General features: G+C 73.5%; 13 protein-coding genes. 5 read left to right on the top strand and 8 right to left on the bottom strand.

Going from position 1 to position 13,451, the window contains the following annotated elements:
• Positions 1-118: 118 nt before the first annotated feature.
• Positions 119-994, bottom strand: a complete 876-nt coding sequence (locus ACFOVU_RS09545; RefSeq protein WP_378531962.1) for an alpha/beta fold hydrolase — start codon at positions 992-994, stop codon at positions 119-121.
• Positions 995-1,108: 114 nt separating this feature from the next.
• On the opposite strand from ACFOVU_RS09545, the gene ACFOVU_RS09540 reads away from it, so the two are divergent.
• The gene (locus tag ACFOVU_RS09540) at positions 1,109-1,612 is read left to right on the top strand and encodes a CGNR zinc finger domain-containing protein (protein ID WP_378531960.1); all 504 of its coding nucleotides are present in this window, start codon (positions 1,109-1,111) and stop codon (positions 1,610-1,612) included.
• Positions 1,613-1,751: 139 nt separating this feature from the next.
• Here the strand turns inward: ACFOVU_RS09540 and ACFOVU_RS09535 are convergent, their stop codons facing one another.
• Positions 1,752-2,963 (bottom strand): cytochrome P450, encoded by a 1,212-nt coding sequence (locus ACFOVU_RS09535; protein ID WP_378531958.1) that lies wholly within the window; start codon positions 2,961-2,963, stop codon positions 1,752-1,754.
• Between the two features lie 171 nt (positions 2,964-3,134).
• Here ACFOVU_RS09535 and ACFOVU_RS09530 point away from each other — a divergent pair, with 171 nt between their 5' ends.
• The 4 genes from ACFOVU_RS09530 to ACFOVU_RS09515 all read left to right on the top strand — a co-directional run bounded on the left by ACFOVU_RS09530 (position 3,135) and on the right by ACFOVU_RS09515 (position 6,931).
• A complete protein-coding gene (locus ACFOVU_RS09530; RefSeq protein ID WP_378531957.1) occupies positions 3,135-3,737 on the top strand; it encodes a TetR/AcrR family transcriptional regulator in 603 nt (200 codons plus the stop codon).
• 321 nt (positions 3,738-4,058) lie between these two features.
• Positions 4,059-5,291, top strand: a complete 1,233-nt coding sequence (locus ACFOVU_RS09525) for a sensor histidine kinase (RefSeq protein WP_378531955.1) — start codon at positions 4,059-4,061, stop codon at positions 5,289-5,291.
• Complete coding sequence (locus ACFOVU_RS09520; RefSeq protein WP_378531953.1) at positions 5,266-5,943, top strand: response regulator; 678 nt, start codon at positions 5,266-5,268, stop codon at positions 5,941-5,943. Before ACFOVU_RS09525 ends, ACFOVU_RS09520 begins: the two co-directional genes overlap by 26 nt.
• 130 nt (positions 5,944-6,073) lie before the next feature.
• Positions 6,074-6,931 (top strand): FkbM family methyltransferase, encoded by an 858-nt coding sequence (locus tag ACFOVU_RS09515; RefSeq protein WP_378531951.1) that lies wholly within the window; start codon positions 6,074-6,076, stop codon positions 6,929-6,931.
• A 384-nt stretch (positions 6,932-7,315) separates the two neighbouring features.
• Here ACFOVU_RS09515 and ACFOVU_RS09510 read toward each other — a convergent pair whose 3' ends face one another.
• From ACFOVU_RS09510 to ACFOVU_RS09485, 6 genes are all read right to left on the bottom strand, one after another.
• Positions 7,316-8,221: an NADP-dependent oxidoreductase gene (locus tag ACFOVU_RS09510; RefSeq protein ID WP_378531949.1), complete on the bottom strand. Its 906-nt coding sequence runs from the start codon at positions 8,219-8,221 to the stop codon at positions 7,316-7,318.
• Between the two features lie 140 nt (positions 8,222-8,361).
• Complete coding sequence (locus ACFOVU_RS09505; RefSeq protein WP_378531948.1) at positions 8,362-9,174, bottom strand: ABC transporter ATP-binding protein; 813 nt, start codon at positions 9,172-9,174, stop codon at positions 8,362-8,364.
• A complete protein-coding gene (locus tag ACFOVU_RS09500) occupies positions 9,171-10,205 on the bottom strand; it encodes a FecCD family ABC transporter permease (RefSeq protein WP_378531946.1) in 1,035 nt (344 codons plus the stop codon). The genes ACFOVU_RS09505 and ACFOVU_RS09500 overlap by 4 nt, the downstream gene beginning before the upstream one ends.
• The gene (locus tag ACFOVU_RS09495; RefSeq protein ID WP_378531944.1) at positions 10,202-11,245 is read right to left on the bottom strand and encodes a FecCD family ABC transporter permease; all 1,044 of its coding nucleotides are present in this window, start codon (positions 11,243-11,245) and stop codon (positions 10,202-10,204) included. The genes ACFOVU_RS09500 and ACFOVU_RS09495 overlap by 4 nt, the downstream gene beginning before the upstream one ends.
• Entirely contained in the window at positions 11,242-12,267 is a 1,026-nt protein-coding gene (locus tag ACFOVU_RS09490) for an iron-siderophore ABC transporter substrate-binding protein (protein ID WP_378531942.1), read from the bottom strand. The genes ACFOVU_RS09495 and ACFOVU_RS09490 overlap by 4 nt, the downstream gene beginning before the upstream one ends.
• Positions 12,268-12,587: 320 nt before the next feature.
• A complete protein-coding gene (locus ACFOVU_RS09485; RefSeq protein ID WP_378532811.1) occupies positions 12,588-13,412 on the bottom strand; it encodes a helix-turn-helix domain-containing protein in 825 nt (274 codons plus the stop codon).
• Between the last annotated feature and the right edge of the window lie 39 nt (positions 13,413-13,451).

The following is a 13,451-nucleotide window of genomic DNA, read 5'->3' as shown; positions in this document are numbered from 1 at the left end:
CGGTGACCCGGGCCGCACGCAAGCGGCACCGTACAGGGGAGACGTCGGGGCGCGGTGGTGCGCGTCCGGCGACCGGCCGTCCGGCCGCCGGCTCGGCCTGCGCTGCGCGACCTCGGCCTCAGGCCGACGGGAAGGTGCGGGCCAGGAAGTCCCGGATGTGGCCGGCCGTGCGCTCCAGGTGGCTTTCGAGCAGGAAGTGGCCGCCCCCGGGCACCAGGTGGATCTCGGCGTCGGGAAGGTCCCGTGCGAAGGCGCGTGCGCCGTCGGGGCCGAAGATGCGGTCCTCGGCTCCCCAGACGGCCAAAAGCGGGACGCGGCTCTGCCGGAAGTAGGCGTGCACCCGCGGGTAGAGGGGCGGGTTGGTGGCGTAGTCGCGGAAGAGGGCGAGCTGCACGAGGTCGTTGCCGGGTCGGCTGATGTCGCGGTGGTCGGCCGTCCAGGTGTCGGGGTCGACCAGTTCGGGGCGGTCCACCCCGTGGAGGTACTGCCAGCGGATCGCGTCGAGGCCGAGGGCGGTGCGGACCGCCGGCTCCGTCTTGGGCCCCGGGTCCTGGGCGTAGGCCCACACGGGCGCCCAGAACTCAGGGACGAAGCCCTCCTCGTAGGCGTTGCCGTTCTGGGTGATCACCGCGGTGAGCGCCGTGGGGTCGCGCAGCGCGAGCCGCCACCCGATGGGCGCGCCGTAGTCCTGGACGTAGATGGCGTAGCTCGTGACACCGAGGTCGGCCAGGAGCGCCTCGGTGATGTCGGTGAGCGCGTCGAAGGTGTAGGGGAACGTGCCGGCGGGCGGGGCGTCGGAGTGGCCGAAGCCGAGGTGGTCGGGGGCGATGACGCGGAAGCGGTCGGCGAGCTCGGGGATCAGCCGGCGGAACATGCGCGAGCCGGTGGGGAATCCGTGCAGGAGCACGAGGGCCGGCGCGTCGCGGGGCCCGGCCTCCCGGTAGAAGACGCGGTGCCCGTGCACCGTGGCGTACTGATGGCGGATGTCCACCATGACTAACCCTCCAAGTCCGCTGTGGTGGTTATGTGCGCCCATAGTGGACCCGAATCCGGGTAACCTGTCAAGTCGGTTCATGGGGTTAGAAGGGTTGGAAGGGGAGGCCGGATCGTGATCGACGAGCGGGCGCTGCTCGAGGCGCTGAACAGCACCCCGGTGGTGGACGGCCGGCCACAGGACCTGTGGGCCGGCGACGCCGAGCCGCGGCGGTGGGCGCAGGAGCACGGCGGCCCGGGGGACGCGCCGGCGATCGAGTGGCTGCGCACGGCGAGGGACGTCCTCCAGGCCGCCACGCGCGGCCCCGTGCCCGAGGCGGAGCTACAGCGGATACTCGCCGGCGCCCGCCGGCTGCCGGAGGCCGACGCGTCGGGCCTGCGGTGGCGCCTCCACGTGCCACCCGAGCGCACGCTCGCGGTGGAGCTGGTGCTCGCCTGGTACGACGTCCTCGAACGCAGGCCCGGCCGGCTGCGCCCCTGCGGCAACGACGAGTGCCGCCTCTTCCTCCTCGACCGCAGCCGGGCCGGCACCGCCCGCTGGTGCTCGATGAAAACCTGCGGCAACCGCCTGAAGGCCCGCCGCCACCAGCAGCGCACCCGCCGGGATCCGGCGTCCTGACGGGTGCGCGCGAGCGGCCGGGGGAGAGGGCCGACGACCGGGGGTCGCGTCGCGGCGGCGCTCCACGCGACGGCCGGCGCCGCCGCCGCTGTCCGCGTCACCTCCATGGGCCGTCACCGTCTGCGGCGGCCGGGTGATCTCACCAGGTCACGGGCAGTTCGGTGACGCCGCCGGTGATGGTGGTGCGCACCTCCAGGTCGTCGATGTCCTTGGCCAGGCGCAGCCCGGGCAGGCGCCGGGCGAGGGTGGCGAAGACGATCCGCAGTTCGGTGCGGGCGAGGCTGGCGCCGATGCAGAAGTGCGCGCCGTGCCCGAACCCGAGGTGGGCGCGTTCGGCGCGGTCGGGGTCGAAGGTCTCGGCGTCGGCGTAGGCCGACCGGTCCCGGTTGGCGGCGTTGATGGACAGGATGAGGGCGTCGCCGCGGTGGACGGTGACGCCGTCGACATCGAGGTCGGTGTGGGCGTAGCGCAGCAGGCCCAGGTCGCCGGGGGCTCCCAGGCGCATGATCTCCTCGACAGTGGCGTTGACCCGGCCGGCGGGGTCGGCGGTGAGCCCCTGCCACTGGTCGGGCCGGGTGAGCAGGAACAGGGTGCCCAGCCCGATGCGGTTGACGGTGGTCTCGTGCCCGGCGAAGAGCAGCCCGACGCACAGGCGGACCATCTCGTTGTAGTCGAAGCCCTCGTCGTCGCTCTGGGCGCGCACGAGGTCGGAGATGACGTCCTCGCCCGGCTCGGCGCGTTTGCCCTCGGCCAGCCCCGTCATGTAGCCGCTGAATTCGGCCCGCGCCCGGTGGGCGTCGTCTCCGCTGGTGTAGCTGGCCATGCGTTCGGACAGGGCGCGGAAGTGCTCGCGGTCGTCCTCGGGCACCCCCAGCAGCCGGCAGATGACGGCGACCGGCAGGGGGAAGGCCAGCCCGGCGTGCAGGTCGACGACGCCGCCGGGTGCGGCGGCGCGCTCGGCGACGAGCCGGTCGAGGTAGCCGTCGACCAGGTCCTGGACGTGGTCGGTGAGCAGCCGCATCCGCTTGGCCGAGAACGCCGGGGTCAGCAGCCTGCGCATCCGCGCGTGGTCGGCCGCTTCGGTCGCGTAGCTGCCCGTGGGGCCGTCCTGGACCGCCGCGGTCGTGATGCGTGAGGCCCGTTCGGGCTCGGGGTGGGAGCGCCCGAGCCGCTTGTCGCCGAGCAGCGCGCGGACGTCGTCGAAGCGCGTGACCAGCCAGGCGGGGTCGCCCGCCGGCGTCGTGACCGGGGTGACCGGTGCCTGGCGGCGCAGCACCTCGTACAGCGGTGCGAGCTCGAGGATGTTGGGTCGTTCGAAGGGCAATTGGAGGCGTTCGTCGGTGACGCTCATCGCTTTCCTCCCGGTGGGTCCGGCGGCACTGTGCCGGACTCTACCCTTTTATGTCAGCTCCTGCCATAAATGTTGCGTCGGTTAGGGTGGGTCAGCGCCTGTCCCTAAATGCCGGTGGAGGTGGACGTGGCGGAGCGAGGTGATGTCCGGCCCCGACGCGGGCGTCCTCCGGTGAGCGACCAGCAGCGCGAGCGGCAGCGGCTCGACATCTCCCGCCACGCGGTGCGGCTCTTCCGGGAACAGGGCGTGGGCGCGACCTCCGGGGAGCAGATCGCGCGGGCGGCCGGGGTGTCCGAGCGCACGCTGTGGCGCTACTTCCGCAGCAAGGAGAGCTGCGTCGAACCCCTGCTGACCAAGACGATCGACGCGTTCGAAGCGGTCCTGCGCACCTGGCCGCCCGACATGGAGCTGCCCGACCACCTCCGCGCGGCCTACACGCCCGTGCTCGACACGTCGGGATCCGACCTCGAGGCGGTCCTCGCCGTCATCCGCATGACCCACGACGAGCCCGTGCTGCGCGCGGTCTACCTCGTGCTGCGGGAACGCGGCGAGCGTGCCTTCGCCGAGGTGCTCGCCGAGCGCATGCGCATGCCGGCCGGCGCGCTCGAGGTCCGCATGCTCGCCGCCGCCACGAGCGCGGCCCTGCGCGCCGCGACCGACCACCTCGTCTCCGTCGGCCCGCAGGACATCTCCGTCGAACTCCTGCGCCAACACCGCGAACACCTCGCCGACACGCTCCGCAGCATCACAAGGACACCCGTGCGCACGGGATAGGCCACGCCCCCGTCGTCGAGCCCGGTGACCGTCAGCCGTGTCCGCCCCGGTCGTGGAGCGCGCCGCTACGCGTCCCGCGCCCTGCGCCCGCGCGGGTGATCGCGTCCATCAGCAGGTCGAGCAGCCGGTGAAAGCCGGGGCCGGGCGGGAGACGACGCTTCGCCCGGATGGCATCGTGGGGCGATACGGCCGCGGCGCACGGTGCCCGGGCGGTGTGATCGGGGGGTGGGAGTGCAGGCGATCCGTCGCGTTCTTCGGGAGGCGCATGACGCGCGGGTTCCGGACGCTCTGACACCGGACGACGGCTCCGGGCCTCGGCCGGTGGTGCGACGACTCCCTTTTCTCCTCGGCGGTATCGCACTGTTCCTGGTCAACGCGCTGACGCTGTCGATCGGTTTCGGCTTCGGCCTCTCCGGCGTCCCGGCGGCGCTGTTGATCGCAGCGCCCGTGGTGCTGTGCTGGTACCGGCCCATGGCGGCATGGTGGCTGGCCCTCGCCGGCCTGCTCCTGCTCACACTGCTGGGGCCGGTGCTGTCGGACGATGAAGCGCTCCAGTACCGGCCGTGGCTGCTGAACGCGATCCCGGCACACCTGGCGGTCGTCTACGTCCTGGCCTTGTCCGTCCGCCTCAGGATCGCGATCCCGGCGTTCGTGATCTACCTGGCGGCAGGCGCGTTGACCCCCATACACCTTCTCGACGACCTCCCCAACGCGATCGCGGGCGCCATCGTGTGGGCGATGGCGGTGCTGGTGGCGATGGTCCTCGGACACAACAAGCGGGTGCGGCTCACCAGCACGCTGCGCATCGCCGAGGAGCGGGGACGGAGGCTGGTGCTGGAGGAGCGCAACCGCATCGCCCGGGAGCTGCACGACATGGTCGCCCACCACATGTCCGTCATCGCGGTGCAGACGGCGACCGCCCGCTACCGGCTGCCCGGCGGCGTCTCCGAGGAAGCGTCGCGGGAGTTCCAGGCCATCAATGCCACCGCCCGGGAGTCCCTGCGCGAGATGCGGCACCTGCTCGGCGTGCTGCGCGACCCCGCAGACCCCGCGGAGACCGAGCCGCCGCCGCAGGGCCTGGCCGATCTTCCCCGGCTCATGGAATCCGCCCGCCGGGCCGGCACCCCGGTACGGCTGGCGGTCGTGGATACGCCGGACCCTCTGTCCCCGGCCGCCGCACTGACGGCCTACCGAATCGTGCAGGAGGCCCTCAGCAACGTCGTCCGCCACGCGACCGGCGCGGCGACCCGGGTCGAGGTCGCTCCCGATGAGACGTGCAGCGCGCTGATCGTCGAGGTGCACAACGCACCACCCGACGCGCCGCCACCCGCGGTGGAGCGTCCGCACCCCGGACACGGGCTGGTGGGGATGCGCGAGCGCGTGGCCGTGCACGGGGGTGACATGACCGCGGCGCCGACCCCCGAAGGCGGGTTCATCGTGCGGGCTACACTGCCGCTGGCCTCCTCCACGGGCGCCGGAGAACCGTCTCCCGACGTGATGGACGGAGGCGACGGGAGGGACACGAGCGATGATCAGCGTATTGATCGCCGATGATCAGGCCATGGTGCGTGCCGGGTTCGCGGCGCTGCTCGCCGCGCAGCCGGACATCCGCGTGGCGGGAGACGTCCCCGACGGCCGGCGGGCGGTGGCCGCGGCCCGGGAGCTGCGCCCCGACGTCGTCCTCATGGACATCCGCATGCCCGAGCTCGACGGTCTCCAGGCCACCCGCGAGATCCTCCGCCCCGGCCCCCACCAGGCCCACCGCCCCAAGGTACTCGTCCTCACGACCTTCGACCTCGACGACTACGTCTACGCCGCCCTGCGCGGCGGGGCGAGCGGGTTCCTGTTGAAGGACGCGCCGCCGGACGACCTCATCACCGCCGTCCGGGTGATCGCCGGCGGCGAGGCCCTGCTCGCCCCTTCCGTGACACGACGGCTCATCGAGGAGTTCTCCGCCCGGCGGCCGGCCGCCACACCCGAATCGCTCCGCCTCAACGAGCTGACCGCCCGCGAGACCGACGTGCTCCGGCTCATCGCCGGCGGACGCGCCAACGCCGAGATCGCCGGCGACCTCGGCATCGCCGAAGAGACCGTCAAGTCCCACATCGGACGCCTGTTCGGCAAACTCGGCCTGCGTGACCGGGCCCAGGCGGTCGTCTTCGCCTACGAGAGCGGGCTGGTCCTCCCGGGCCGCCGCGGCTCCTGAACCGCGCCGCCGCGATCGGCCGGTGGGGCCTTGGCCCGCACGGCTCCGGGCACTGGCTCCCCAGTGCCAACCGCCGGGGCGCCGACTGCGCTCTGCCGGGGGATGTCCCCGCCGGCTTTCCCTTTCTAGCGTGGCCGACCGACACCTCGATCGGCGCACCTGGAACCTGGAACGGGGAACGATGCCCAACAACCGTGCAACGAGCCGAGCCGCGGCCTGCCCATCCCCAACGCCCGCTGAGCGGCACACGCTCCGACTGGGGGCGATCGCCGGGACGCTGCGCGGCTGCGCTTCGGTATCCCTCTCCGAACCCGAGATCCGGGGGCTGGCGCAGATCGTCAGGCCCGGAGATGTGTGCTTCGACATCGGCGCCGCGTACGGCATGTACACCTACCCGCTGGCCGCTCTCGTCGGCGCGCGTGGGCAGGTGCACAGCTTCGAGCCGCTCCCCAACCCGTACCGGATCCTGGCCGCGGGGCACCGGGCGTCGGGCGCACGGCACATCCGCATCTGCAACGCCGCGCTCGGAAACGACAGCGGGTCGCAACGGATGACGCTGCCCTACCGGTTCGGCCTGCCGATCCATGGCTGGGCCCACCTGCAAACCGGAAAGCTCAGCCCTGGGCGCCGGCGCTCCTTCTCCGCCGAACGGACGCTGAGCACGCAGGTGCACACCGTCGACGAGATCTGCGCCCGACGAGGGCTGGAGCGCGTGGACTTCATGAAGATCGACGTCGAAGGGTTCGAGTCGGCAGTGCTGTCAGGGGCGGCGCGCACGCTGGAGCAACACCACCCCGCGCTACTGCTGGAGATCGAGGACCGGCACCTCGCCAAGTACGGCATCACCTCGGGCATGGTGGCCCAATCGCTGCTGCACCGCGGCTACACCATGTACGCGTGGCGCCGCCGCCGCTGGACACGCGTCGCCGAGGTCACCACGGCGGGCCGCAACTACCTGTTCGCCACCGACCGGACCTGGCTCCGCTGACACCCGCCGACCCGGCCGCCCGCTGTAGGGAGTGGCAGCGCGGGTCAGCCGGCGCGCAGTGCCTCGATGACCGGCCGCTCCACCGGCGTGGGCTCCTTCGCGCCGAGGTCGGGTTCCCCCACGGCCAGCAGCGGCGGGACGTCACGGTGGGAGGCCCGCCCCGGATGCGGGTGGCGGGGTCGTCGGGGTCGCAGCCGAGGTCGGCCCACAGCAGCTCCCGGCCCTGGTCGGCGATCGCTGCGCGCGAGGCGGATCGAGGGCCCGGCCTGTCGGGGAACCCGACGGGATGATCGCCGAGGCGGCCGGGTCGCTCCAGGACGGATGATCCGGGGGCGCGGGCTTCCCGTGGACGGAGCCGCGGGAAGCCCGCACGGTGGGAGGGGCTCAGATGCGGACCACGATCTTGCCCCGTGTGCGTCCGCGCGCGGCGTATGCGTGCGCTTCCGCGATGCGTTCGATGGGATAGGTCCGCTCGATGCGCGGTGTGTAGCGGCCCTGCCGGCCGAGTTCGGCCGCTTCGGCGAGGAGCGTGGAGTCGTTCTCGGCGTTGGCCAGGTGCACACCCAGGCGGTGCGCGTTGGTGTAGTCGGCGACCGTCGACACACGGGTGGGGTCGCCCACGATCGCGATGAGATCGGCCAGGGACCCCGAGGCCGCGGTGTCGAGCGCGACGTCGACACCGTCCGGGGCGAGGGTGGCGAGGCGTTCTGCGAGGCCGGTGCCGTAGGTGGTGGGGACGGCTCCGAGGGAGGTGAGGAACTCGTGGTTGCGCTCGCTCGCCGTCCCGATCACGGCGGCGCCCTGGGCCACCGCGATCTCGACCGCGGCACTGCCCACGCCTCCGGCGGCGCCCTCGATGAGCAGGGTGCGCCCCCGCAGGGGACCGAGCGCCTTCAGCCCGCCCATCGCGGTCACGGACGCCAGGCCGGCGCCGGCGGCCTGCTCGTCGGTCCACGTTTTGGGCGTGTAGGCCCAGGCCGAGAGCACGGCCAGCTCCGCTGTCGCGCCGGTGACGCCGCCCAGACCGAAGACGCGGTCGCCGATGCCCACCCCCTGCACGCCCGCACCGATCTGGTCGACCACGCCGACGGCATCTCGCCCGGGGATCGCGGGCAGGTCCAAGGGGAGTATCTCGCGCGCTGCACCGGAACGCACCTTCCAGTCGACGGGGTTGACACTGGCCGCCGCCACGCGGATGCGGATCTCGTCGGGCCCGGGATGGGGGGCCGGCACCTGTTCGACCACGAGGGTCTCCACACCGCCGTACTCGTGATAGCGGACTGCGCGCATGACGTTCTGCCTTTCCACGCGGCCTGAACCGGCCATTCGTGAGATCAGGGTGAAGAGCCGGCGAGCGCCGGCGCGCTCCACGCTAAGAGCTCACACCGGTGTCAGGGGCAAGCCAGGCGGGCCGCCCCGGCGGCTCGTCGTCAGACGGCACGTGCCGCGTCGTGGTGGCGGCCGATCGGGAGCATCAGCGGGGTGCCCGAGACGGGGTCGGTGATGACGCGGCTGCGGATCCCGAACACGGCCCGCACCGTCTCGGCGGTGATCACCTGCTCGGGCGGGCCGGCCGCGTGGAGGCGGCCCGACGCGAGCGCGATGAGGTGGTCGGCGTAGCGCGCCGCGAGGTTGAGGTCGTGCAGGACCAGCACGATCGTCGTCCCGCGCGAGCCGTTGAGGTCGGTGAGGAGGTCGAGGACCTCGACCTGGTGGCTGACGTCGAGGAACGTGGTCGGCTCGTCCAGCAGGAGCAGGTCGGTCTGCTGGGCCAGCGCCATGGCGATCCAGACGCGCTGGCGCTGGCCGCCGGAGAGCTCGTCGACGGGCCGGTCCGCCAGCTCGGCCGTCCCCGTCGCCTCTAGGGCGTCGGCGACGGCCTGGTCGTCGCCGGCGCTCCAGCGGGTGAGCATCCGCTGGTGGGGGTGGCGTCCGCGGCCGACGAGATCGCTCACCGTGATGCCTTCCGGCGCGATCGGCGCCTGCGGCAGCAGGCCCAGCGTCCGGGCGACCTTCTTCGGCGGAAGGCGGTGGACCTCCCGGCCGTCCAGGAGCACGCGCCCGCCGCGCGGCGCCAGCAGCCGGGACATCGCGCGCAGCAGGGTGGACTTGCCGCACGCGTTGGCGCCCACGATCGCGGTGATGCGTCCCGGGGGGACGGCGAGGTCGAGGGAGTGGATGACGTCGCGGTCCCCGTAGCCGAGCGTCAGCTCTTCGGCGAGGAGGGAATGGTCCGTGGTCACAGGGAAGTCCCCACGCGGTTGGTCCGGATGATCAGGTACACGAGGTAGGGCGCGCCGAGGACTCCGGTGACGACCCCCACCGGGTAGCGCGAGCCCAGGGCGAACTGCCCGACGAGGTCGGCCACCAGGACGAGGAGCGCACCGACCAGCGCGGCGGGGATGAGGAGGGAGCCGTTGCGCCCCGTGAGCCCCGCGGCGATGGGCCCCGACAGGAACGCGACGAACGCGATGGGCCCCGCGGCGGCGGTCGCGAAGGAGACGAGCCCCACCGCGCCGACGACCGCGACCAGGCGCGTCCGCTCGACGCGGGCCCCCAGCGCCGAGGCGGTGTCGTCGCCGAGCGGGAACAGCGCCAGCTCGCCGGACCGGTGCAGGAGGACGGGCGCCAGCACCAGCAGCGCGACGGTGACCGGGAGGACGTCGTTCCAGGTCGCGCCGTTGAGGCTGCCGGTCAGCCACCGCATGGCCTCCTGGAGGTCCCACTCGGCCGCCCGGTCGAGGATGTGGTTGGTGAAGCTCTCCAGCATCGCCGCGATGGCGATGCCGATCAGGATGAGCCGGCTCCCGGCGCTACCGTTCTTGAACGACAGCGCGTAGACGACCACGGCCACCGCCAGCCCCGCGGCGATCGCGACCGCGGACACCGCGGCCGGTCCCAGCGAGAGCACGACGATGGCGAAGGTCGCCGCCGCGCTGGCCCCGGCGCTGATCCCGATGATGTCCGGGCTGGCGAGGGGGTTGCGCAGCATGGTCTGGAAGGTGATGCCGGCGAGCCCGAAGGACAGCCCGGCCACGACCGCGAGCGCGGCCCGCGGAAGCCGCAGCCGGCCCACGGTGAAGGAGGCGCCCGGGACGTCCTGCCCTAGGACCACCCCCACGACGTCGCCCGGCGGGTAGAACGTCCGCCCCACCATCAGGCTCGCGGCGAACACCAGCACGGTCAGGCCGGCGAGGACGGCGACCACGGCGCGCCGCCGGCGCGCACGCCGCACCCGGCCGCGGGCGACGGCTTCGACGGTGGAGATGCTCACAGCGCACGGACCTTCTGGCGGCGGATGATGTGGATGAAGAACGGGGCGCCGATCAGCGCGGTCACGATGCCCACGTCGATCTGTTCGGGGCGGGCCACGATGCGCCCGACGACGTCGGACGCCGTCAGCAGGGCGGCGCCGCCCAGGGCCGAGAACGGCAGCAGCCACCGGTGGTCGACGCCGACGAGCAGCCGGCACACGTGCGGTACGACCAGCCCGACGAAGCCGATCGGGCCGGTGACGGCGGTGGCGGCGCCGCACAGCACCACGGGGCCGACGGCCGCCGCGGCGCGCGCGGCGGCGACGCGCTGCCCCAGGCCGGCGGCGAGGTCGTCGCCGAGGGCGAGGAGGTTGAGCCCGCGCGCCGCGAGCAGGCAGGCGGCGAACCCGGCCGCCAGGAACGGCAGCACGGTGGCGAGGCCGTCGAACGTCGCGCCGCCGACGCCGCCGATCTGCCAGGACCTGACCCCGCCGGCGATGTCGTTGCGCCCGAGCACGATGGCGCGGATGAACGACGCAAGGGCGGCCGATGTGGCCGCGCCGGCGAGGGCCAGTTTGAGCGGGGTCGCGCCGTTGTGCCCGAGGGAGCCCACCGCGTAGACGAACGCGGCGCTGAGGGCGGCGCCGGCGATCGCCGCCCAGATGAAGCCGGTCGCCGTCGCCAGGCCGAAGAAGGCGATCGCGGTGACCACCCCCAGCGAGGCCCCCATGTTGACGCCGAGGATGCCGGGGTCGGCCAGGGGGTTGCGGGTGACCCCCTGCATGACCGCTCCCGATACGCCCAGCGCGGCGCCGGCGACGACGGCGAGCAGGGTGCGGGGGATCCGCGTGGCGACCGCGGCCTGGCCGAATCCGTCGGTCCCGCCGCCCAGTGCCGCCGCGATGTCGGACCAGGGCACCTCGCGCGAGCCGACGGTGATGGAGGCGAACACGAGCGCGAGCAGCACGCCGAGCACGGCGAGCAGCCACAGGGCCCGTCCCCGGTCGGGACGCCGCAGCGGCCGGGCGCCCGCAACGGCGGGTGTGGACCGTGCCGTCACCGGGCCTCGTCGGCGGCTGCGGCGAGGTGGTCGAGGTAGTCGTCGAGGACCCATTCGATCGCCAGGGGGGTCGGGTTGGCGGCGGTGCCGAGGGGGCTGTCGCCGGGCAGGGCGACGATCGCGCCGCGCTCCACCGCGGGCATCTGCGCCAGCAGCGGGTCGCCTTGCAGGGTGCTCAGGAGTGCGTCGCCGCCGTAGGTGACGACGATGTCGACGTCGTCGAAGGCGTCGGCCTGCTCGGCGCTGCGGGTCAGGGAGAACCGGTCGGTCTCCTCGGAGGCCGCCGCGATGCTGCCGGGGGTTTGCAGCCCGAGGTCCTCGAAGAACATGGCGCGCGTGTCGTGGGCGGTGTAGAAGCTGACCTGGCTGAGGTCGCTGGTGTCCACGTGGGTCAGGAACATCGCCGAGCGGCCCTCCAGCTGCGGGTGCTCGGCGACGGAGGCGGTGATCTGCTCTTCGAGGCCGGCGATCAGCTCCTCGCCTTCGTCGGCCAGGCCGAGGGCCCGGCTGTTGAGCTCGATCATCTCCCGCCACGGCGTGCCCCATGGGGTCTCGGGGTAGGCGACGACCGGGGCGATCTCGCTCAGGGTGTCGTAGTCCTCCTGGGTCAGCCCGGAGTAGGCGGCGAGGATCACGTCGGGGCGGGTATCGGCGACCGCCTCGAAGTCGATGCCGTCGGTCTCGTCGAAGAGCACCGGCGTCTGCGCGCCGAGTTCGGTGATCTTCTCCTCGACCCACGGGAGTACGCCGTCGCCGTTGTCGTCGCCGAAGTCGGCGGCGGCCATGCCGACCGGGACGACCCCGAGGGCGAGGGGGACTTCGTGGTTGGCCCAGTTCACGGTGGCGACCCGTTCGGGCCGGGACTCGACGGTGGTGGTGCCGAGCGCGTGCTCGATGGTCACGGGGGTCCAGTCCGCGGAGCCGCCGGCCCCGTCACCGGGAGCGGGTGCCGAGCAGGCCGCGAGCGCGAGGGTGAGCAGCGCGGCCGCGGGGAGGGCGGCCCGCCGTGATGCGCGAGGCATGGTGTCCTTTCGGTGGTGGCCGGGTGGCCGGGTGGCCGGCCACGGCGATGCCGTGGCGGGGGTTCTCGCTCCGGCCGGTGAAGGCCCGGGCGCCGGGTGCGCGCACGCGCGGAGGCGCCGCCGTGCCGCCGCGAGGGCATGCGGGCAGGGCTCACCGGCGCGGCGGACGTCCGGAGGGGCGGCCGTGACCACGCTGAATGCAGAGATCAGTAAGGTTTGCCTCACCAAAGTTAGAGCCATGCGCACGGGGTTCGCAACCACGCGAATGCGACACCACCATTCGCGAATCGGACAGCACCGTGAGGGGAGCGCGGACGCCGTCACCGCGACCGGAACGCCGCCGGGTTCACCCCCGTGACGCGCCGGAACGCCGTGCCGAACGCGCTCGCCGAGTGGTAGCCGACCAGCTCGGCGACATCGGCGATCTGCCCTCCCTGCGCGAGCAGCTCGACGGCCCGCTGGGCCCGCGCCGTGGCAAGCCACCGGCTGAAGCCGAGCCCCGTCTCCGCCTGGAATGCCCGGGTGATGGTGCGGGTGCTCACGCCCAGGCGCGCCGCCCACCCCGCCAGGGTCGTCGCTTCCGCCGGGTCCGCGCCCACGGCCGCGACGATGGGCGCCAGCAGCGGCGATCGCGGGACACGCAGCAGCAGCTCGTTGCGGGAGGGGGCCAGCAGGTCGAGCACCACCGCCTCCGTCCGCGCGCGGGCGCCCGGGTCGAGGTCCTCGGCGGTGAGCCGGTCGAGCAGGAGCCGCAGGAGCGGTGTGACGTCCACCGCGACGGGCGCACCGGAGATCGAGGGCACCGAGCGGGCACGGAACTGCACCGCGTGATGCACGGTCCCCGCCGGCGCCCAGCCGGCGTGCGGCGTCCCGGCGGGGACCCACAGGCCCACCAGCGGGGTGATCGTCCACACGCGCGCGCCCACCGTCGCCGAGGACGCGCCCCGCCGGTTCCACAGCAGTTCGTGGGTCGGGTGCGAATGCTCCTCCCACCAGGTGTCCCGGTCGACGGCCTCGTCCGTGCCCCGGACGACGTAGGCCACGTCGATCTCGCCCGCCGCGTAGAGGGGCAGCCGGCGACGGACGGCCGCACCGCGCCGCCCCGGCCCCGCCGCGCGCGACCCGGCGCCGAAGTCCGGCCGCATGCCTCGTATGACCACGTCATCCAGGGTATGGTCCGGCCG

Origin of the sequence: Nocardiopsis sediminis (genome assembly GCF_042650565.1) — a bacterium.
Taxonomy (GTDB): domain Bacteria; phylum Actinomycetota; class Actinomycetes; order Streptosporangiales; family Streptosporangiaceae; genus Nocardiopsis_B; species Nocardiopsis_B sediminis.
The sequence above is the reverse complement of the archived record's forward strand: the minus strand, read 5'-3'. Positions and strand labels throughout refer to the sequence as shown.

Coding starts and splice junctions, on each gene's coding strand:
- ACFOVU_RS09510 (WP_378531949.1), bottom strand. CDS start 8,221: ATGCGCGCAGTCCGCTATCACGAGTACGGCGGTGTGGAGACCCTCGTG.
- ACFOVU_RS09520 (WP_378531953.1), top strand. CDS start 5,266: ATGATCAGCGTATTGATCGCCGATGATCAGGCCATGGTGCGTGCCGGG.
- ACFOVU_RS09485 (WP_378532811.1), bottom strand. CDS start 13,412: ATGCGGCCGGACTTCGGCGCCGGGTCGCGCGCGGCGGGGCCGGGGCGG.
- ACFOVU_RS09545 (WP_378531962.1), bottom strand. CDS start 994: ATGGTGGACATCCGCCATCAGTACGCCACGGTGCACGGGCACCGCGTC.
- ACFOVU_RS09490 (WP_378531942.1), bottom strand. CDS start 12,267: ATGCCTCGCGCATCACGGCGGGCCGCCCTCCCCGCGGCCGCGCTGCTC.
- ACFOVU_RS09535 (WP_378531958.1), bottom strand. CDS start 2,963: ATGAGCGTCACCGACGAACGCCTCCAATTGCCCTTCGAACGACCCAAC.